Raw genomic sequence first — 16,279 nt, forward strand, 5'->3', positions numbered from 1 at the left:
CCCATCGGGTTTGATTGCATCAGCGGGTCGCGGGCAAATCAGGAAAGGCGAAGGCATACGCCGCATGACGTCGCCACCAGCGGGTGAGCGCGACCTCCGTCACCACCGCGCCGTCGTGGGCGTGGATCATCAGCCCTCCGCCGGTGAGGATGGCGCAGTGCCTGGCGGGCGCGTAAGGCCGGAAGCGGAACAGCAGCACGTCGCCGGCGGCGGCCTCATCCAGCGCGATCTCGCGCAAGTGCCGCCGGGCGGCGTCGCGGAAGCTCTCCTGGCCGCCGGCCTCGGCCCAATCGGGCGCGTAAGGCGGCGGGGTCTCGGGCTCGGCGCCGTAAATCTCGCGCCAGACGCCGCGCACCAGCCCCAGACAATCGCAACCAACGCCGCGCAGCGACGCCTGATGCAAATACGGCGCGCCAAGCCAGCGCCGGGCCTCGCGCACGACCGCGACGCGGACAGCGTCGGCCGTGGGATTATCGCCGGCGCTCACCGGAACATGCTCCCGCCATCCATGGCGCCCCGGCCCGAGGCGCCGCGACCGATGGCGAAATCATTGCCGGGCATGTGCGGAAAACCCCGAAAGTTCGCCACATTGGCGAAACGGTCGCGGCAGCTTTCCAGGCTCCTGTCGCAACCGGCGGTGACAGTAAAGGCGTCGCCGGCCGCTACCGGCTGCACGGTTTCGCCCCACAACATGAGTGCAACGACGCCAGCCAGGGCGTGGTGCTGCTTCACCGCGAAAACGGCGCCGGCGTTGGCGCCCGAGGTCCAGACGAACCGGCCGTGCGTGAACCAGCCGCTGGCGTAGCCGGCGAGGCCGTCGCAGCGGAAGCTGCTGCGGCTGTCACCCGGCTCCGCTACCGTGCCGGCGGCGCGCATACCGGGGCGGTCAAGATCGACCCCGCAGCGCGCGTCGCCAAGGTCGGCGGCGCAGGCGGCGCGATAGACGCCGCCGCGGGTTTCATCCAGCCGGTGCATGACGCTGCGCAGTTCGGCTGTGAAGGCATGATCGCTGCGGCTGACCTCGCCAATGCCGCCGACGTCGAGCAGCAGGCGATGTTGTGGCTCGCGCCAGTCCACCAGCCAGATTTCGACGCGGGCGCCGTCGTAACGGCCGGCCATGATGTCGTCGCCGGTGATGGCGGCGGAGGTCAGGACGCCCGCCGCTTCCCCGCCGCCGATGGCGAACCCCAGCTCCGCCGTGCGTTCGGCCGCCTCAAGCCCGGTCGCCGCCGCGTAAACCACGTCGCCAAAAGCGATATCGCGGTCGTGGTCGGTGAAGCCAAGGACAACGCCGTCAGCACGGGCCAGCCGCCAGCAATGGGCAAGCGTCGTCGTCTCGCTGGCAAGGCGCGCAGCGAAGCCTTCGGGAACAGCGCGCATGACGCCTCCTCGTGAGTCATGTCAGGGAAGAATCTCCACCACCGGGATCGACGGAATGTCCCCGGCGGCGAAGGAGGCCAGATCGATGTCCAGCACGTCGGTATCGAAACGCACCGGCACGTCGAACAAAAAGCCGGCGGTGACGCTGGCGCCCGCCGGTGGCGCGCTCCCGGTGGCAAAGGCGATCTGACCGCTGGCGTGGTCAACGGCGAACACGGCAGGCGACGCCTCCACGCCATTGACGGCGACGCGCACCGAGCCGGCGACCGGCTTGCGGATGCTCCGCGTCCAGGGCGCGAAGCCGCCGCCATAGGTTTTCGCCAGCTGGAACGTCGTCTGCGCCCCGTCGCCAACGCCCACCGCCTGATCAACAGCGGACGGCGCCATGGAGGGCGCGCAACTGCGATCATCAAGCCGGTCACGCCAGCGGAAACCGTGCAGGCGGCCGCGACGCTCCTCAAAGAAGCTCACCACCCCGGCCAGCGCGTCGAGGGTTTTGATCCCGTAACCGGCGTCATAACGCCGGCGGGAGTCGGCCCAGCGGGCGTTGCGATGCTCGCGGCCGGAGCCGAGCGTGACGATATCGGTGCGGCGCTCCGGTCCGCCGCGCGCGCCCAGCGCCACATCGACAGGGAAGCGCACCTCATGAAAATCAGCCATGCAGGCCCCCTTCGGCTCACATGGCCCGCTGGCCGCGCGCCACCGCGCGAGCCACGGCGGCCGAGACCTGCGCCCGCGAGGCGCGGAAACTTTCCACGTCGCGGGCGGCGATGTTCACGGTCACATTGACCGGCCGGCCACCGGCCGCCTGCACGCCAAGCCGGCCATCGGCGCCGCGCTTCAATGGCATGATCGCCTCGGCGCCCTGCTCGCCCATCAACCCGACGCCGCCGGTCATGGGGAAGAAGGTCGGGGCGGCGACGACGCCGCCTTTCGCAAATGGCTGCACACGGCCGCCCGAGAACACATTGCCTTTGGCGCTGGCGGTGACGCCGCCAAGGCTCGCCCCCAGGGTTTTCACCAGGGATTCGAGCCCGGAGCCCAGGGCGCCCTCCAGCGGCTTCAGCGCGGCGTTGAGGGCGATGTTGCTGAGGCGCGCGCCAAGGTTGACCAGCACCTGATCGAGGCTTTTGCCACCCGCCATGCCGCTGGCAAACGCCGCCGTCATGGCGCCCCCAGCCCGGCGGGCCATGTCATCGAGATTGCGGAACGCCTCGGCGGCGTCCTGCACCGCCGAGATATCCCAGGAGGAGCCCTGCCCTCCTGGGCCCATGTCTGGATCATCCGCCATGCAGTTCCTCCATTTTTGCGGGGAATCAGTCCGGGAACGCCGCGGTCAAACCGGCGAAATCGGCGCGCGCCGGCGCATCGGGGGTGGGGCCTGTCTCTCCCGTCCCCCGCATGGCGGCGGCCAGTTCGCGCGGCGTCATCGCCCAGAAGGCCTCGGGCGCAAGGCCAAGCCGGCCAAGGCCGAAAGCCATCACCGCATCCCAGGGAAAAGGCCGCGCGTCCGGATCAGCAGCCGCCGGACAAAAGGGCGCTCTGGCCCCTCCTCCGGCGCCGCGGCGCGCGCCGCGTCAGGATCACCGAAGGTCAGCGCCAGCAGTTCGGCAACCGCGCGCGCCAGGCCAGGCAATTCGCCAGCCACCGGCAGATCAGCCGCTTCGGCGTCGGTGACGCAACGCCCGGCGCCCCGCATGGCCACGGTGACGATGGCCTGCAGATCGCGCGCCGACAGCGCGCCCCGGCCAAAGCGGGCGGCGAGTTGCGCCAGATCGTCGACCTGAAAGGCGGTTTCCAGTTCGGCCAGGGCGCCAAGCGTCAGACGCAGCCGCACCGGCTGGCCGCCGATGGTCGCCACCACCTCGCCGCGCCGGCGGTTGCCCGAATGGCGGAACGCCAGGAAACCCGCCGCCAAAGGCTGTATCGAAACAGACATGAAGCCCCCTGTCAGACCGGTGTGAACGCCAGCGCGCCGGCGGATTCCAGGGCGAGGTCGAAGGTCACCTCGCCCGCGTGTTCGCCGCGATATTCCATGGCGGTGATCTGGAACGGCCCGTCGATGCTCCCGAAGCCGGGAATGACGATGCGCCAGGCGCGGATGTCACCGGCGAAGAACGCCTCGCGCACCAGCGCGTCGCTGGCCTCGTCGAGAAAGACGCCAGCGCCGCTGACGGCGGCGCGCCGCACCCCGGCGCCGGCCAGCAATTCACGCCAGCGGCCGCTGGATTCGGCGTTGGTCACATCCACCGCGTCAGCGTTGAATGCGATCTGCCGCGCCCGCAAGCCGGCCACCGTCATGAAAACGCCGGGCGTTGGCCCGGCGATCTTCAGCAGCAGATCCTTGCCCTTTTGCGCTCCCATCCCGTGCTCCTGTTTCAGGTGACCCCATTCCCGGTGATGGCCGTCAGCGTCAGCCGCACCTGCGGCAGGCCGCTTTGCGGATCGCGACGCACGTCCTCGCGGGCAACGCGCAGCAACACCAGACGATGGCCGGCCAGCGGCAGGTCCGCATCATCCAGCAGCGCCCGGATGCGCGCCGCGGCTTCCAACGCCGGCCGGGGTCCACCCGGCCGCGACCAGACGGTCAGGCTGAATTCATGACTCTCGCGGCGCTGCGATCCGGCCGAGCGGTCACGGGCGGTCGCCCCATCGAACACTACGTAAAGGCCGGAGACGCCGCGCGGCGCGGCGTCGTAGACGCGGGCGCCGCCGAGCATGGCGACCAGCGGCGCATCCGCCGTCAGGGCGGCGTGAACCGCGACGCGCAGCGCCAGAACCGGGGAAAAAATCGTCCCGTCATCACCAGGCTCCGCCCCGTTCATGCCGTTTCCTCCTCGACGCGCACATCAAGCCACGCCTTTCGCCCGTCCGGATCGCCGCCGCCGAGGATGGTGAAAATCCGCGCGCCATCGCGCAGCCGCCGGGTTCCATCGAGATCATCGCGCCAGCGCAGGCGCACGCTCCACACAACCGCCAGCGCTGGCCGGTCAGCCATGTCGCGCGGCGCGGCGCGGATCAGGCGAAACGACGCCCAGACGGCCGCCTGAGGGCTCCAGACACGGCTGAATCCGCCGGCGCCGTCTGGCGTATCGACAGCCTGCTCGATGATGATGCGACGGCGCCGCGAACCGCCGCCGTTGACGCCAGTCGCGTTCATGCGAGCCTCATTCATACGAGCCTTATGGGCCGGAACGGCGCCAGCAGGGCGCGCACCGCATCGGGCAGCAACGACGCGCCGCGCGGCGCCGGGGCCTCGCCCCGGTTATCAAACCAGCAGGCGACCATGGTCCGCACGGCGAGGCGCAACGGCTCCGGCACATCGGACGCCGCCACGCCATGACCCACGCTCACATCGATCTCGACGTGACCGCCAGACAGCTGCGGCGGCGTTGCCGGCATGGCGATCATCCCGGCGCCCGCATCGGCGCGAAACCCCGCGACGTCGAGCGCGGCGGCCTCACCCGCCCGCGACACCAGGCGCACCGCCTCGATGCGGCGCAGCGGGCCAATGGGCGGCGCGACAATGCCGGCGGCGGGCCAGGCGTCGAGGCGAATGCGCCACACCTGTTCGAGCAGCGCCAGATGGGTCGCCGCCTCCACGGTCATGCGGCCGGCCCGGATCATCGCCGTCACCAGCGCGTCCTCGGCGTCGCCGTCGAGCCGCAGGTAAAGCTTCATGTCGTCGAGCGTCACCGGTTCGACGGCGGGGCCGTTGACAAGCATCAGGTTCATGCTTCACCTCCCGTCGCAAAGGCTGGCTTCCCCAGGCGCATAGCCTGGATTGCAGCCACGAATTTCTGTTGGAACGCCTCATCCCTGGTCGGGAAGAACGTGCGAGACGAACCATGCGAGCCCACCGTTCCCACGCTTGCCGCTCCCGGCGCGCCGGCGTCCTGGTTCTGGCGCTGCTGCTGGCGCCGGCGCCGGCGCACGCCATCATTGGCGGCGCGGTCGATAGCGGGCCGGCCAGCGCCGCCGCGGTGATGGTGCTGGGCGCTGGCGGCGCCGTCTGCTCCGGCGTGGTCGTTTCGCCCCGCGCGGTGCTGACGGCGGCGCATTGCGCCGATCCGACGCGCGAGCACCGGGTGCACTACATGGAAAACGGCCAGCCGGTGCTGCTGACGCCCACCGCCTCCGTCACCCATCCGGATTATGTGAAGGACGCCATCCGCCAGCGCCGCCAGTCGGTCGATATGGCGCTGGTGCGGCTGGCGCAGCCGCTGCCATCGCGCTTTGTCCCGGCGGCCCTCTCGGTCGGGCCGCAGCCGCGCGCCGGCGCCACGGTCAACGTCGGCGGCTATGGCTCCGTCGGCCGGCAGCCAGCGGACGGCCGTTTCCGCTCCGTCGCCGCGCCGGTGGTGGAACCGTGGGGGCCGGGCAAGATCCTGCTGTGGATCGGCGCGCCGAAGGGCAAAAGCGCCGGGGCCTGCGCCGGCGACTCGGGCGGCCCCATCTCCGCCATGGATGGCGAGGTCGTCGCTGTCACCAGCTGGTCGAAGGGCGCTGGGTCGGCTCCCTGCGGCCAGACCACGCAAGGCGTGCTGCTGGCTCCGCAACGCAACTGGATCGACGAAACCCTGGCCGGCTGGGGCCTCAGCGCCGGCTGGCGCTGAGGCGGGGCGCCCTGCTCAGGCCGCGAACTTCAGCAGCTTGATGGCGTCGTAGTCCTGGACGCCGCCGCCGACGCGCTTGGTGGTGTAGAACAGCACATAGGGCTTGGCGCTGTAGGGATCGCGCAGCACCCGCACGCCGGCCCGGTCGACCACCAGATAGCCGCGCCGGAAGTCGCCGAAGGCGACTGAAAAGCTGTCCGCCGCCACATCCGGCATGTCCTCGGCCTCCACCAGCGGAAAGCCGAGCAGGGAAGCCGCGCCGCCCGCCGTCGCCGGCGGCGCCCACAGATAGCTGCCGTCGCTGGCCTTGAACTTGCGGATCAGGCTCTGGGTTTTGCGGTTCATGACGAAGGCGGCGTTCTGGCGGTAGCCGGCCTTCAGGGCGTACACCAGATCGACCAGCGCGTCAGAGGGGTCGCTGGCGGCGAAGGCGCCGGCCGCGCCCGTGGCGACGAAGCCGAGGCTGCCCCAGGCCCAGCTGGCGTTGGCGACCTTGGGTGAATTCAGGAAGCCGCGCGGCCGGGCGACGCCGTCGCCATTGACGAAGGCGGCGCTTTCCTGCTCCGCGAAAGCCTGCTCCACCTCCTCGGCGATCCAGCGGTCGATATCGACGATGGCGTCATCGAGCAGGGTCTGGGTGGCCGCCGGCTGAGCGTACAATTCCATGGCCGGGAAGTTCAGCTCGGCCAGCACCGGCGCGTCGGTCTGGGGTCGGGCCGCCGTCTCGGCCACCCAGCCGACGGCCGGACCGGTGGTAGAGAAGGCCTTCCGGTATGTCCCGGACGAAATCATCCGCACCGAGGCGACGCTGCGGATTGGCGACAGCGCCGCCAGGCGACCGAGCACGTCGCGCTCGACCTCCACGGGCGCCAGATAGCCGCCGTCGGGGCCGGAACCGGCCGACAGGGCGCGGGTTTCCAGTTGCTTGAGGCCGGCCGCCTCGCCGCTGCGCACATAAGCGGCGAAAGCCGATTTGTGCTGGCGTTCAAGCGGGTCCGCCCCCTCTGCCGCCGCCCCCAGCATGGGGCGGGCGCTGTCGAGGGCGGCGCGATCATGGCGACGGCGGCTCTCGTCCAGCGCCGCATCAATGCGCGCCAGCTTTTCCTCCAGCAGCACATCCCCGGCGCGCTTTTCCAGCGAGCGCAGCCGGGCGTCATTCGCTTCCTGATACGCCGCGAAATTGCGGGAAAACTCCTCGAAAGCCTGCGCGACGTCCGGCGACGGCGGCGCGCCGTCAAGAGCCTTGCGCTCCATCCTGGGCGTCTGCTCCGGCATGGCGATTGCGGTCATGACCACTCCATCATCAGGGTTCAAGGGTTGCAAATGGATGCGTGCGGGCAACAAAAAACCGCCGGCGAGCAGCCGGCGGTTGAGGAAAGCTGTTACAGCGAACGGGCCGCGAACCGGGCCCCATGCCCGACGCGACAACGCCGCCGTTTTCGCTCCCTCTCCAGGGGCGACGCATTCGCGCGCTGGAAAGCCCAGGCCGTTCAGGGTCAGCCTGAGGCGGCGCCTTGCAAGGCGCCGGACATGCGCCTGATGCTTGCGAGCAGCCCCTGTTCCAGCGCCCGGTCGCCACGGGTGTCCATCACGCGCGCGGCCGGCTGCATCGGAAAGGTCACCAACGAGATTTCCCAAAGGTCCACATGCAGCAGCCGGCGCAGGCCGTTGCGCCCGTCCCGGCTGGCGCGCACGGCGTGAAAGCCGATGGACAGGCCGTCGACGGCTTTCTGCGCCATCAGGGCCTGCAATTCGCGGGCGCGCTGCACCGCCAGATTGAGCTTGCCGCGCACGCGCAGGCCCCGCGCGTCCTCACGGATATCGAGCCACTGCCCCAGCGGCTGGGCGGCGTCGTGCTGCCACAGCATCCGCACGCGTCCCGCCCCGCGACGGCCCAAGCTGGCCGCGAAAGCGCCGCGCTGGATGATGTCGCCGCCCAGATCGGGGACCTCGAACAGGCTGGCGTAGCCGGAAAAAGTCCCGTCAGGGGTAACGTCCTGCGCTATATGAACACCCATGTTCAAGCCTCCGCGACAGTCCTGACGGCGGCCGCAGCTTCCCCGGGGGAGGCCGGATGGTTGGCCGCGCGGGCCGCGTCGAGGCGACTCAGCACGCCAACGAAGGTGGCGATCACCTCCACGGCGGCGCCCGGCTCATGTTGTTTGCGGCTGCGCCCCCAGCCGGCGGAGATAGCCGTGAACCGTGGCTGTTCCGCGGGCCAGCCGGTCGCATCGGCGCGACGGCATACGGCCCGGGCGGCCAACTTCAATCTTCTCACCATCAGTCCCCCCATCTTCATCACATTCCCGGCGGAGCGGACCTTCTCCATCGCGCCGGACAAATGCGTCGAAATAACGATTGGCGATGGCCAATGGGCGATGCGCGGGATACATCGTCCATGGTCAGGCGGTGTTTGGACTTTTCACGGCGCTGATGCGCGCGTCTTCGTCAGGCGATTTCCTATTCGCCGCCAAAACGACGGTTGAAACGCGCCAGCTCCTGAACAAACAGATCAAAGCGACGGTTGGCGGCCCCCAGTTGCTGCATTGCGGCCAGCAACAGGCCTGTGACGCCAACAGCCCATAGCAACAACGCAAGGTCTGCCAGATCGGCGCGGGAAATGAACGCGTCGAGAACTGATCCCATCGCCGGTTCCTTTCCCAATACTGAAGCAGATAACGATGATTACGCCGACCAGCGTCCCAGCAATGGCCCAAAGGTCAGAGGGGGCGCCGCCACATGCGAGGGAGCGCGCTGGCTGGAGGGCGGCTGGCGCGCTGCATTCCCGTCGCCGGCGGCCCGACGCGGCGCCTGGCGAAGCCCCAGGACGAAAGCAGAAAAACTCTCAGCCAGCGGTATGAAATCCTGCTCCCGCCATTCGCCGGCGCGCCAGAAATGGTCGATGCGCCACAATGCAACCGGAGCCTGACGGGCGGTGTCGCCGCCGCGCAGATCCAGACAGACATAATCGCCAGCGCCATTGCCGGCGATCGGGATCACGCCGTCCGGCGCGCCGCCGGCATACAGCTGGCGCACATAGTCCAGGTTGCAGGTCGACCACGGGAGGCCAAAACCGAAGAAACATTGCAGCGCGTCAAACCCGCCATCCGCGTCCGGCGCGTCAAAAAACCGGGCAATCTGGGCGGTGAACTGGCCTGCCCGCAGAAACTCCACATAATCGCGCGGCAAGGGCGCGCCGCAGGCGTTCTCAAAGGCGCCGATCTCCTGAAACGTCGCTGGTCGCCCGAAAACGCCGCCAGCGGCGATCTGCTCCAGCTGCCGGCGCATCGCGTCATCCGATGGGCAGAAAAGCGCGTCGTCCTCCTGCCGGGGTGGCGGCGGCGGCGCGGCGCCTAGCCGGCCCTGGCGACGCCAGGCGTCTTCCGGCGCAAGGTTTAGCGCGCCGCCTGGCCCCTGCTCGCGCCACACCCAGCCCGGCGGCGTATTGCGAAACCCGTTGCAGCAATTGGCCAGTTCACGCCGGCCACAATCACCGGACGCCCCAGCAAGAAACAAGACAACGCTCATTCAACACCCCAAATTTATACATCAACAATGATCCATTAACAGATCATTTCATGAAATCAACTTATGTAAAAAAGATTAATACCTTAGAAAAATACTGTTGTATATTCATCATGACCGGTCAGATCCATAGCCCACGGCCTCGCGTTTTTCGCCATCACTCAGGAACGACGCCGCATTGACCCGCCGCCAGAGCGCCTCCCGCTCCGTCGACAGGGCTTCGATGGCGTCCAGGTCCGGCTCCAGGCGCAGGTCGCCGCCCCATGCCGGCGCAAGCCAGTGCGCCAGGCTGGCGCCGGTCCGGCGCGCCAGCGGCAGCACGGTCTGGCGCCAGAAAGCGCGGCTGGCCTCGGCGTAATTGCTGTAAGTGCTGTCGCCTGGCAGTCCCAGCAGCAGCGGCGGCACCCCAAGGGCCAAAGCGATTTCCCGCGCCGCCGCAGCCCGCGCCTCGATGAAATCCATGTCTTTTGGCGTCAGCGACAGCGGCTTCCAGTCAAGGCCGCCATCGAGAAGCAGAGGCCGGCCGGCGTTGGCGGCGCCCTGGAACTGCGCCTCCATCTCGGCCCGCAGCCGGGTGAACTGGGCGTCGCTCAGGCCCGCGCCCTGGGCGCCGGAATACACCAGCGCGCCAGACGGGCGGGCCGCGTTGTCGAGCAGCGCCTTGTTCCAGGCGGACGCGGCGTTGTGCAGGTCCAGCGCCGTCGCCGCGGCCTCCATGGCGGAGAAGCCGTAATGGTCGTCGGCGGGGTGGAACTGCTTCAGATGCAGGATGGGGCTGAGGCGCCCGGCGGCCCGCCGGAACCGCACGCTGCGCCCGCCCACCGTGTATTCCCAGGCTTCGGGCCAGCCATCCGCGCCCGGGACAACGCGCATGCGATCAGGCCGCAGGACGTAGAGTTCGCGCGGAACATCGTCGAGTTGCACCGCCTCCACATAGGCGTTGCCCGCCACCAGCAGATGTCCGTAGATCGCCTCCATCAGCACGCCGCCGCCCTCGTGCGGGTTGGGCCGGGCCAGCAGATCGAGCAGCGGATGGCTGGTCAGTTCACGCCGCCCGTCATAGAGCAGCAGGGGCGTCGAGGCGGCCGCTTCGCTGACCAGGCGCACGCAGCGGTGGGCGATGGCGTTGGCCTGAAAACCCTCCTTCGCGAAGGCGCCGCAATCACGCGCCGACCACACCGGCCTCCCCGGCGTGGACCAGGCGACGAACGCGCCGGCGGTCGCCGACCGCCGCTCCGCCGCTCCGGCCAGGGGCGCCCCTGGCGCCGGCGAAAAACGATCCAGCAACCGGCGCAACAGACGCGGCATGGCATGCTCCCTGTATGTAACGGATTCTGCTGCGGATTCAGACGGCGCGAACCGGGCCCGACGTCACAGGGACCGGATGCGTGGCGGCGCGCCATCGCCCATCAGGGCGGTGACGGCCCAGACCATGGCGTCCATCCGGTCGGGCGAGCGCCCGCCGGACAGGCCGTCCGGCCCGAAATCGCAAAGTTCGTCTTCCAGTTCGGGGAAAACTCCGCAGAATTTCAACCGCCCCTGTTCCGCCAGGGCGGCGACCGGCTCGGCGCGCACATATTTGCCGCGCGTCGCCCGCACCGGCGTCACCGGCGCGGCGGCGTCGCACTGGCGCAGCACCGCCGTCGCCATCTCGCCGCCCTGGTTCACTTCCACCACCAGCGCGTCGGCGACATGCCGGTGATAGAGCGCGATGGCGCGGGCGGCCCAGGCGGCGGGCGTGGCGCGGGCCAGGGTTGCGTCCTCCAGCACATGGATCACGCCATCAGCATCCCGCCCCGCCGCGACAATCCCGCAGCGGTCGGCGCGCCGGCCGGAGCTGGCGGGCGGATCAATGGCCACGACGAGGCGAACGAACGGCGGCGCCAGCGTGACCCGCGCCGCCTCGATGGCGCCGCGCGACCACAGGGCGTCGGAGCGTTCCTCCACCAGTTCCCCATCCAGCTCCTGACGCCCCAGCCGCGTGCCGGCGTAGCGGCCAACCACCGCCTCCAGAAACGCCGGAGCCAGATTGGCGGCGTTGTCCCGGGTGCGGGCCCGCGACAGCACGGCGCGGGGGTCGGCCATCAGGGCGCGCAGCAGCGGCATGGGCCGCGGCGTGGTGGTGACCAGCTGGCGCGGACGGACGCCAAGGCGCAGGCCAAATTGCAGCATGTCCCAGGTTTCCCGGGCGTTGCGCCATTTGCAGAGCTCATCACACCAGGCGACTTCGAACTGCGGACCGCGCAGTCCCTGCGGGTCCTCGGCGGAAAAGGCCTGGGCGACAGCGCCATTGGGCCATTCCAGCCGGCGCCGCGCCGGCGACCAGGCCGGCCGGGCGGCCCCTCCGAGGGACAGCAGACCCGAGACGCCCTCGATCATCACATCGCGCACATCGGCGTAGGTTTCGCCCACCAAAGCGATGCGCCCTGCGGGCGTCGTGGCGAAGGGCGGCAGACCGAGGGCCATGCCGCGCACCCATTCGGCCCCGGCGCGGGTCTTGCCGGCGCCGCGCCCGCCAATCATCAGCCAGATGTTCCAGTCACCTGGCGGCGGCATCTGGTCGGCCCTGGCGAACAGCGGCCAGTCGGCGGCGAGGCGCGCCAGAACCTCGGGCGGCAGTTCATCCAGAAACGTCGTCAGCAGCCCCGCGTCGGCGCAATGCAGCAATGCGCGCCGCAAGCTCGCGACGGAATCCATCGGCATCGTCAGGCAGTCCCGCGCCGGCGTCATCGCCCTGGCCTCCCTTGCCTGAAGGTTCGCTGGCGATGGCGCGCTCCAGCGCGGCGAGGCCAGTGGCCACCCGCACCAGCATGGCCATCAGCTTCGCCTCGCGCTCGCGGGCGGCGCCATCGCCAGGCTCCGCCGCCAGGGCGGCTTCGATTTCGTTCATATGGCGCCCGGCGGCGGCCCAGAGCCGCGCCACAAGCTCTGGCCGGGTCGCCCCTGCCGCGTATGACGTTTCTCCGCCAGGCGCATGCCCGACCCCGGCAGGCGCTCCCCTCCCCGCCCGGCGCCTGGAACGCGGCGGCGGAGCCCGCCACTGCTGCTCCTTGCGAATGGCGCTGAACCGGCGGGCCGGAACCCCAAACTCGGCGGCGAGCCCCGCCAGCGTCGCCTCGCCAGCCTCGAAGCGCTGGCGGCAGACGAGCAGCTGTGCGACGGTCAGGCCCGGCGCGGGACGCCTGCCGGCAGCCGCCGCTACGCCTGATGGCGCCGCCCGTCTGGTCCGCCCCCGGCTCCGGCGCTTTCGCGCCGCCGGTCCGACCGCCATCCTTGGCGACGCCGGCGCGGCGCGGCCAGAAGGTCCCGTTCCCCCGCCTCCCATATCCATCAGGCCTCCAGGTTTCCGGTGAAAAAGTCGGCCAAATCGGCGCGTCACGACAATAAAAAAACCGCGCCAATGGCGCGGTTCAACACGAATACCTGAAAAACTGGCGCACGCGCTCCCGATCCAATGGCCAGCCGGAGACGACCGGAACCGGAACGAAGCGCCCGCCTCAGCCCTGACGCTGCAACATCAGCGCTTCAGCTACAATTTCTGAGCATGGATGAACCTTATCCCGACAGCGTGCGATTGTCAAGGACAATTTTCCCATAATTTATTATCGCGTCCCTTTGGGGGACCTTTTGGCGGCTACTGCCAGGGCCAGGATGGGCGCGCATCCGGGCCCTGAAAAGCGCATGCGCCGTCCGGCTTGACCGATACGCGGCGGGTCGGGCGCTGGCTCAGTTTTTCAGCTTGTCCGCGAAATAACCGAGCGCCCTTGCATAGACTTCCGCCTTGTTCCACTCGCGCATCACCGCGAAATTCGGCTGGCCGGGGTGGTAACCGGCGCCGCGCGACCAGCCGTGACCGCGCAGGTAATTGGCGATGGAGCCCAGGGTGTCGGCAGAGCTGTTGATGAGATCGGCGTGGCCGTTGCCATCGTAATCCACCGCGTAGTTGTAGTAGGCCGAGGGCATGAACTGCGCCTGGCCGATCTCGCCGGCCCAGGCGCCGCGCATCTGCTGCGGGCTCAGATCGCCGCGCTGCACGACGCGCAGGGCGTCCATGAGCTGCCGCGTGAAGAAGCTGGAGCGGCGGCAGTCATAGGCCAGCGTCGACAGGGCGCGGAAGGCCGGGGTATTGCCCCGCACCACGCCGTAGTCCGTCTCCATGCCCCAGATCGCCACCACGATCTCGCCGGGCACGCCGTATTGCTGCTCGATGCGGCGCAAGGTGCTGGCGTGCCGCTGCATCATCTGCCGGCCCTTGGCGATGCGGCCGGGGCTGACGCGGTTGGCGATGAATTTCTCGAAGCTGACCCTGAAGTGTTTCTGGTTGCGATCCAGGCCAATGACGCGCCGGTCATAGGCCACGTCGCCGAGCGCGGCGTTGATGACGGCCGGGCGGATGCCGGCCGCGGCGGCCTCCTGCTTGAACTGGGCCAGCCAGGCGCCGAAACCCTCAGGACCGTTGCCGCACTGGGCGGCGCTGGCGGCGGTGGCCGCCAGGGTCATGCCGGCTCCGGCCAGCGCCGCGATTGCCAAACCTCTCATGCTTCCGAAGTTCATCTGTCGCTCCACTGCATGCGGGCCGTTATGGCGCGCGTTGCCCGTTGGGAAAGCCGGCGCCGCCAGGACCCGGCCCGGTAAAAGCCATGCGCCCTCCGCTGGCGACGCGCCTCCGGCAGGGTCCGCGTCCCACCAGAAGCCAGCGCGTCGAATGTGACGGACAACTGGTTAACGATCCGGCGCCCGCTCCCGGAGGCGGCTCCTGGAGGCGGCTCCCGCCTCCAGCAAAATCGCCATCGGCGGAAACCGCTGCGGTTTTCAGCCCCAACCACGCCAGTCTTGACCGCGTTAGTCTTGACCGCAGTAATCTTGACCGCAGTAGTCTTGGCCACGTTAGTCTTGGCCACGCTACCCTTGGCCACGCTACCCTTGGCCACGCTACCCTTGGCCACGCGACTCCTGCCCGCATTCTGGCGCGGCGCTCAGCCGGCGGCCAGGGCCGCGGCTTCAGTCTCCATGTCGGGTTTGACGCCATCCCGGGTCAGCGGCTTTGGATAGCGCAAGGCCATTTCCGCCATGATGTGCTTCGCCGGCACGTCGTGGAAGGCGCCGTGCTGGGCCAGATAGGCCATGAAGGCGTTGCCCGCCCCATCGAACGCCTGCATGAGCGCGTCGTGCTCGCCGTCGAACTCCAGCGGCTCCACCCCCAGCTTGTCGCACAGGGATGCGTTGAAGGTCGGGCTCACCTTGATCCAGCGCCCCTCCGGGTTCACTTCGGTGAAACCATGCCAGTAAAAGATGTTGGAGCCCATGCGCTCCAGCAGTTGCGGCGTCGCCAGGTGATTGGTGACGTCGGCGAAGGCGACGCGGGCCGGCACGCCGGCGGCGCGACAAGCGGCGGCCATCAGCGACGCCTTGCCGACACAATAGCCGCGCCCCGCGGCAAGCACGCTGGACGCGCGGAACACCTCCGGCCCCCAGGTCACATAGGGATCGTAGAACAGTTCGCGCACGGCCCTGTAGATCAGCCGGGCGCGCTCGCGCGGCGTCGCGGCGGCGCCGGCGACATCGCGGGCGAAGGCGATGACGGCGGGATGATCCGAATCGACATAGTCGCCAGGCCCGGTCCAGATCCGGAATTCATCTTCGGTCATGGCGCTTTCTCCCATTTCTTTCATGGCCGGACTGTCGCGGAGGCCAGGCCCAAGGTCAAGGCGGCGCGGGCGTTTGCACCGTCCTGGCCATGCAGGCCGGCCATGATTGTGGCGCAGATGTGTTGCAGCATCCCCCGCTTTACGCCATCGTCGCCAGACCCTGATTTCAAGGAACGTTTTCCGGACGTCCCCCACCCGTTTCATCCTCCGAACACGCCCCGTCGTCAGACGCGCAGCCGGACCGGGACCGGCCATGTGCGACGGAGCCCGCCATCGCCGGAGCTGTCATGCAGGTTCTGTCTCGCCGTTGCTTCCTCGTGGCCGCCTCCACGCTCACCCTCGCCGCGTGCCAGACGCGCGGGCCCGGCAGCCTGGAGAATGAACTGCAGAAAACGGCGGTCGCTCCCGGCAGCGCCCTTCCGCCACAAAATCAGCCGCCGCCGGCGCCGCTGGGCGATCCGACGCCGGATGATTACGCGGCCATGTATGCGCCGGTTCCGGATGACAAATTCCCGGTTCCAGGCGTGCCCCAGGGCAGCATCAATCCGGCGTTCCTGCGCCGCAAGGTGGCGTATAACGGCCCGGAGGCGCCAGGCACGATCGTCGTCGATCCGGCACGCCGTTATCTGTATCTGGTCCAGCCTGGCGGCTCCGCCATCCGTTACGGCGTTGGCGTCGGCCGCGAGGGTTTTGGCTGGTCGGGCGAAGCGACCATCAACAGCAAGCAGGAATGGCCGGACTGGTATCCGCCGAAGGAGATGATCGACCGGCAACCGGAGCTGAAGAAGGTCGTCGTCAAGCTGCAGAGCGGCGTCGGGGTGGCCGGCGGCCTGCGCAACCCGCTCGGCGCCCGGGCGCTGTATCTTTACCAGAATGGCAAGGACACCCTGTTCCGCATCCACGGCACCAACGAACCGCGCACCATCGGTTCGCGCGTGTCGTCGGGCTGCATCCGCATGGTCAACCAGGACGTGATGGATCTTTACGCCCGCACGCCGCTTGGCGCGAAGGTGGTGGTGCTCTCCGGCCCCGGCCACAACGGCATGACCCAGCCAGTCGCCGGCCGGCCGAAGAAGAAGCGCAAGCCCGCGGAAAGCGCGCCGGCCTGAC

Annotated in this window: 22 protein-coding genes; 2 read left to right on the top strand and 20 right to left on the bottom strand. The window is 69.2% G+C overall.

Annotated features, from left to right (window positions below):
- Positions 1–19: 19 nt before the first annotated feature.
- From EV666_RS06360 to EV666_RS06405, 10 genes are all read right to left on the bottom strand, one after another.
- Positions 20–487, bottom strand: a complete 468-nt coding sequence (locus EV666_RS06360; RefSeq protein ID WP_132004828.1) for an NlpC/P60 family protein — start codon at positions 485–487, stop codon at positions 20–22.
- Positions 484–1,380, bottom strand: a complete 897-nt coding sequence (locus tag EV666_RS06365; RefSeq protein WP_132004831.1) for a DUF2163 domain-containing protein — start codon at positions 1,378–1,380, stop codon at positions 484–486. The genes EV666_RS06360 and EV666_RS06365 overlap by 4 nt, the downstream gene beginning before the upstream one ends.
- Before the next feature lie 21 nt (positions 1,381–1,401).
- Positions 1,402–2,040 (bottom strand): DUF2460 domain-containing protein, encoded by a 639-nt coding sequence (locus EV666_RS06370; protein WP_132004834.1) that lies wholly within the window; start codon positions 2,038–2,040, stop codon positions 1,402–1,404.
- A 16-nt stretch (positions 2,041–2,056) separates the two neighbouring features.
- Complete coding sequence (locus tag EV666_RS06375) at positions 2,057–2,572, bottom strand: phage tail tape measure protein (protein ID WP_245514276.1); 516 nt, start codon at positions 2,570–2,572, stop codon at positions 2,057–2,059.
- Positions 2,573–2,696: 124 nt separating this feature from the next.
- A complete protein-coding gene (locus tag EV666_RS06380) occupies positions 2,697–2,861 on the bottom strand; it encodes a phage tail assembly chaperone (RefSeq protein WP_132004837.1) in 165 nt (54 codons plus the stop codon).
- Positions 2,861–3,319, bottom strand: coding sequence for a gene transfer agent family protein (locus EV666_RS06385; protein WP_132004840.1), 459 nt, complete (start codon positions 3,317–3,319; stop codon positions 2,861–2,863). Before EV666_RS06385 ends, EV666_RS06380 begins: the two co-directional genes overlap by 1 nt.
- An 11-nt stretch (positions 3,320–3,330) precedes the next feature.
- Positions 3,331–3,744, bottom strand: coding sequence for a phage major tail protein, TP901-1 family (locus EV666_RS06390; RefSeq protein ID WP_132004843.1), 414 nt, complete (start codon positions 3,742–3,744; stop codon positions 3,331–3,333).
- A gap of 14 nt (positions 3,745–3,758) precedes the next feature.
- The gene (locus EV666_RS06395) at positions 3,759–4,205 is read right to left on the bottom strand and encodes a DUF3168 domain-containing protein (RefSeq protein WP_132004846.1); all 447 of its coding nucleotides are present in this window, start codon (positions 4,203–4,205) and stop codon (positions 3,759–3,761) included.
- Entirely contained in the window at positions 4,202–4,540 is a 339-nt protein-coding gene (locus EV666_RS06400; RefSeq protein ID WP_165909912.1) for a head-tail adaptor protein, read from the bottom strand. Before EV666_RS06400 ends, EV666_RS06395 begins: the two co-directional genes overlap by 4 nt.
- Before the next feature lie 11 nt (positions 4,541–4,551).
- Positions 4,552–5,115: a head-tail connector protein gene (locus EV666_RS06405; RefSeq protein ID WP_132004852.1), complete on the bottom strand. Its 564-nt coding sequence runs from the start codon at positions 5,113–5,115 to the stop codon at positions 4,552–4,554.
- A gap of 113 nt (positions 5,116–5,228) precedes the next feature.
- Here EV666_RS06405 and EV666_RS06410 point away from each other — a divergent pair, with 113 nt between their 5' ends.
- Positions 5,229–5,996, top strand: coding sequence for a S1 family peptidase (locus tag EV666_RS06410; protein ID WP_132004854.1), 768 nt, complete (start codon positions 5,229–5,231; stop codon positions 5,994–5,996).
- A gap of 15 nt (positions 5,997–6,011) precedes the next feature.
- Here the strand turns inward: EV666_RS06410 and EV666_RS06415 are convergent, their stop codons facing one another.
- From EV666_RS06415 to EV666_RS06460, 10 genes are all read right to left on the bottom strand, one after another.
- Entirely contained in the window at positions 6,012–7,271 is a 1,260-nt protein-coding gene (locus EV666_RS06415; RefSeq protein WP_132005357.1) for a phage major capsid protein, read from the bottom strand.
- A gap of 221 nt (positions 7,272–7,492) precedes the next feature.
- Positions 7,493–8,014 carry an HK97 family phage prohead protease gene (locus EV666_RS06420; protein ID WP_132004857.1) on the bottom strand — a complete coding sequence of 174 codons (522 nt, stop codon included), beginning with the start codon at positions 8,012–8,014 and terminating at the stop codon, positions 7,493–7,495.
- 2 nt (positions 8,015–8,016) lie between these two features.
- Positions 8,017–8,265 carry a hypothetical protein gene (locus tag EV666_RS06425; RefSeq protein ID WP_165909913.1) on the bottom strand — a complete coding sequence of 83 codons (249 nt, stop codon included), beginning with the start codon at positions 8,263–8,265 and terminating at the stop codon, positions 8,017–8,019.
- Between the two features lie 191 nt (positions 8,266–8,456).
- Positions 8,457–8,642, bottom strand: a complete 186-nt coding sequence (locus EV666_RS06430; RefSeq protein WP_132004863.1) for a hypothetical protein — start codon at positions 8,640–8,642, stop codon at positions 8,457–8,459.
- A gap of 39 nt (positions 8,643–8,681) precedes the next feature.
- Complete coding sequence (locus EV666_RS06435) at positions 8,682–9,524, bottom strand: SMI1/KNR4 family protein (protein WP_132004866.1); 843 nt, start codon at positions 9,522–9,524, stop codon at positions 8,682–8,684.
- A gap of 108 nt (positions 9,525–9,632) precedes the next feature.
- On the bottom strand, positions 9,633–10,829 hold the full coding sequence (locus tag EV666_RS06440; RefSeq protein ID WP_132004869.1) for a phage portal protein: 1,197 nt from the start codon (positions 10,827–10,829) through the stop codon (positions 9,633–9,635).
- 63 nt (positions 10,830–10,892) lie between these two features.
- Positions 10,893–12,218 (bottom strand): DNA-packaging protein, encoded by a 1,326-nt coding sequence (locus EV666_RS06445; RefSeq protein WP_132004872.1) that lies wholly within the window; start codon positions 12,216–12,218, stop codon positions 10,893–10,895.
- Positions 12,142–12,411, bottom strand: a complete 270-nt coding sequence (locus EV666_RS18185) for a hypothetical protein (protein WP_165909914.1) — start codon at positions 12,409–12,411, stop codon at positions 12,142–12,144. Before EV666_RS18185 ends, EV666_RS06445 begins: the two co-directional genes overlap by 77 nt.
- A gap of 836 nt (positions 12,412–13,247) precedes the next feature.
- Positions 13,248–14,060 carry a lytic murein transglycosylase gene (locus EV666_RS06455; protein ID WP_245514259.1) on the bottom strand — a complete coding sequence of 271 codons (813 nt, stop codon included), beginning with the start codon at positions 14,058–14,060 and terminating at the stop codon, positions 13,248–13,250.
- Between the two features lie 437 nt (positions 14,061–14,497).
- Positions 14,498–15,169 (bottom strand): transglutaminase-like domain-containing protein, encoded by a 672-nt coding sequence (locus EV666_RS06460; RefSeq protein WP_132004881.1) that lies wholly within the window; start codon positions 15,167–15,169, stop codon positions 14,498–14,500.
- A gap of 287 nt (positions 15,170–15,456) precedes the next feature.
- Between EV666_RS06460 and EV666_RS06465 the strand changes: the two genes are divergently transcribed.
- Positions 15,457–16,278: a L,D-transpeptidase gene (locus tag EV666_RS06465; RefSeq protein WP_165909915.1), complete on the top strand. Its 822-nt coding sequence runs from the start codon at positions 15,457–15,459 to the stop codon at positions 16,276–16,278.
- Position 16,279: the final 1 nt, after the last annotated feature.

The sequence above is a fragment of the Camelimonas lactis genome (genome assembly GCF_004342915.1).
GTDB lineage: Bacteria > Pseudomonadota > Alphaproteobacteria > Rhizobiales > Beijerinckiaceae > Camelimonas > Camelimonas lactis.

What these genes read in the sequence shown, in the direction of transcription:
- EV666_RS06415 (WP_132005357.1), bottom strand. Translation starts at nt 7,271, where the DNA reads ATGCCGGAGCAGACGCCCAGGATGGAGCGCAAGGCTCTTGACGGCGCG.
- EV666_RS06455 (WP_245514259.1), bottom strand. Translation starts at nt 14,060, where the DNA reads ATGAGAGGTTTGGCAATCGCGGCGCTGGCCGGAGCCGGCATGACCCTG.
- EV666_RS06435 (WP_132004866.1), bottom strand. Translation starts at nt 9,524, where the DNA reads ATGAGCGTTGTCTTGTTTCTTGCTGGGGCGTCCGGTGATTGTGGCCGG.
- EV666_RS06430 (WP_132004863.1), bottom strand. Translation starts at nt 8,642, where the DNA reads ATGGGATCAGTTCTCGACGCGTTCATTTCCCGCGCCGATCTGGCAGAC.
- EV666_RS06375 (WP_245514276.1), bottom strand. Translation starts at nt 2,572, where the DNA reads ATGGCCCGCCGGGCTGGGGGCGCCATGACGGCGGCGTTTGCCAGCGGC.
- EV666_RS06390 (WP_132004843.1), bottom strand. Translation starts at nt 3,744, where the DNA reads ATGGGAGCGCAAAAGGGCAAGGATCTGCTGCTGAAGATCGCCGGGCCA.
- EV666_RS06395 (WP_132004846.1), bottom strand. Translation starts at nt 4,205, where the DNA reads ATGAACGGGGCGGAGCCTGGTGATGACGGGACGATTTTTTCCCCGGTT.
- EV666_RS06410 (WP_132004854.1), top strand. Translation starts at nt 5,229, where the DNA reads ATGCGAGCCCACCGTTCCCACGCTTGCCGCTCCCGGCGCGCCGGCGTC.
- EV666_RS06465 (WP_165909915.1), top strand. Translation starts at nt 15,457, where the DNA reads ATGCAGGTTCTGTCTCGCCGTTGCTTCCTCGTGGCCGCCTCCACGCTC.
- EV666_RS06380 (WP_132004837.1), bottom strand. Translation starts at nt 2,861, where the DNA reads ATGGCTTTCGGCCTTGGCCGGCTTGGCCTTGCGCCCGAGGCCTTCTGG.
- EV666_RS06400 (WP_165909912.1), bottom strand. Translation starts at nt 4,540, where the DNA reads ATGAACGCGACTGGCGTCAACGGCGGCGGTTCGCGGCGCCGTCGCATC.
- EV666_RS06445 (WP_132004872.1), bottom strand. Translation starts at nt 12,218, where the DNA reads ATGGATTCCGTCGCGAGCTTGCGGCGCGCATTGCTGCATTGCGCCGAC.
- EV666_RS18185 (WP_165909914.1), bottom strand. Translation starts at nt 12,411, where the DNA reads ATGAACGAAATCGAAGCCGCCCTGGCGGCGGAGCCTGGCGATGGCGCC.
- EV666_RS06460 (WP_132004881.1), bottom strand. Translation starts at nt 15,169, where the DNA reads ATGACCGAAGATGAATTCCGGATCTGGACCGGGCCTGGCGACTATGTC.
- EV666_RS06405 (WP_132004852.1), bottom strand. Translation starts at nt 5,115, where the DNA reads ATGAACCTGATGCTTGTCAACGGCCCCGCCGTCGAACCGGTGACGCTC.
- EV666_RS06365 (WP_132004831.1), bottom strand. Translation starts at nt 1,380, where the DNA reads ATGCGCGCTGTTCCCGAAGGCTTCGCTGCGCGCCTTGCCAGCGAGACG.
- EV666_RS06370 (WP_132004834.1), bottom strand. Translation starts at nt 2,040, where the DNA reads ATGGCTGATTTTCATGAGGTGCGCTTCCCTGTCGATGTGGCGCTGGGC.
- EV666_RS06440 (WP_132004869.1), bottom strand. Translation starts at nt 10,829, where the DNA reads ATGCCGCGTCTGTTGCGCCGGTTGCTGGATCGTTTTTCGCCGGCGCCA.
- EV666_RS06420 (WP_132004857.1), bottom strand. Translation starts at nt 8,014, where the DNA reads ATGGGTGTTCATATAGCGCAGGACGTTACCCCTGACGGGACTTTTTCC.
- EV666_RS06385 (WP_132004840.1), bottom strand. Translation starts at nt 3,319, where the DNA reads ATGTCTGTTTCGATACAGCCTTTGGCGGCGGGTTTCCTGGCGTTCCGC.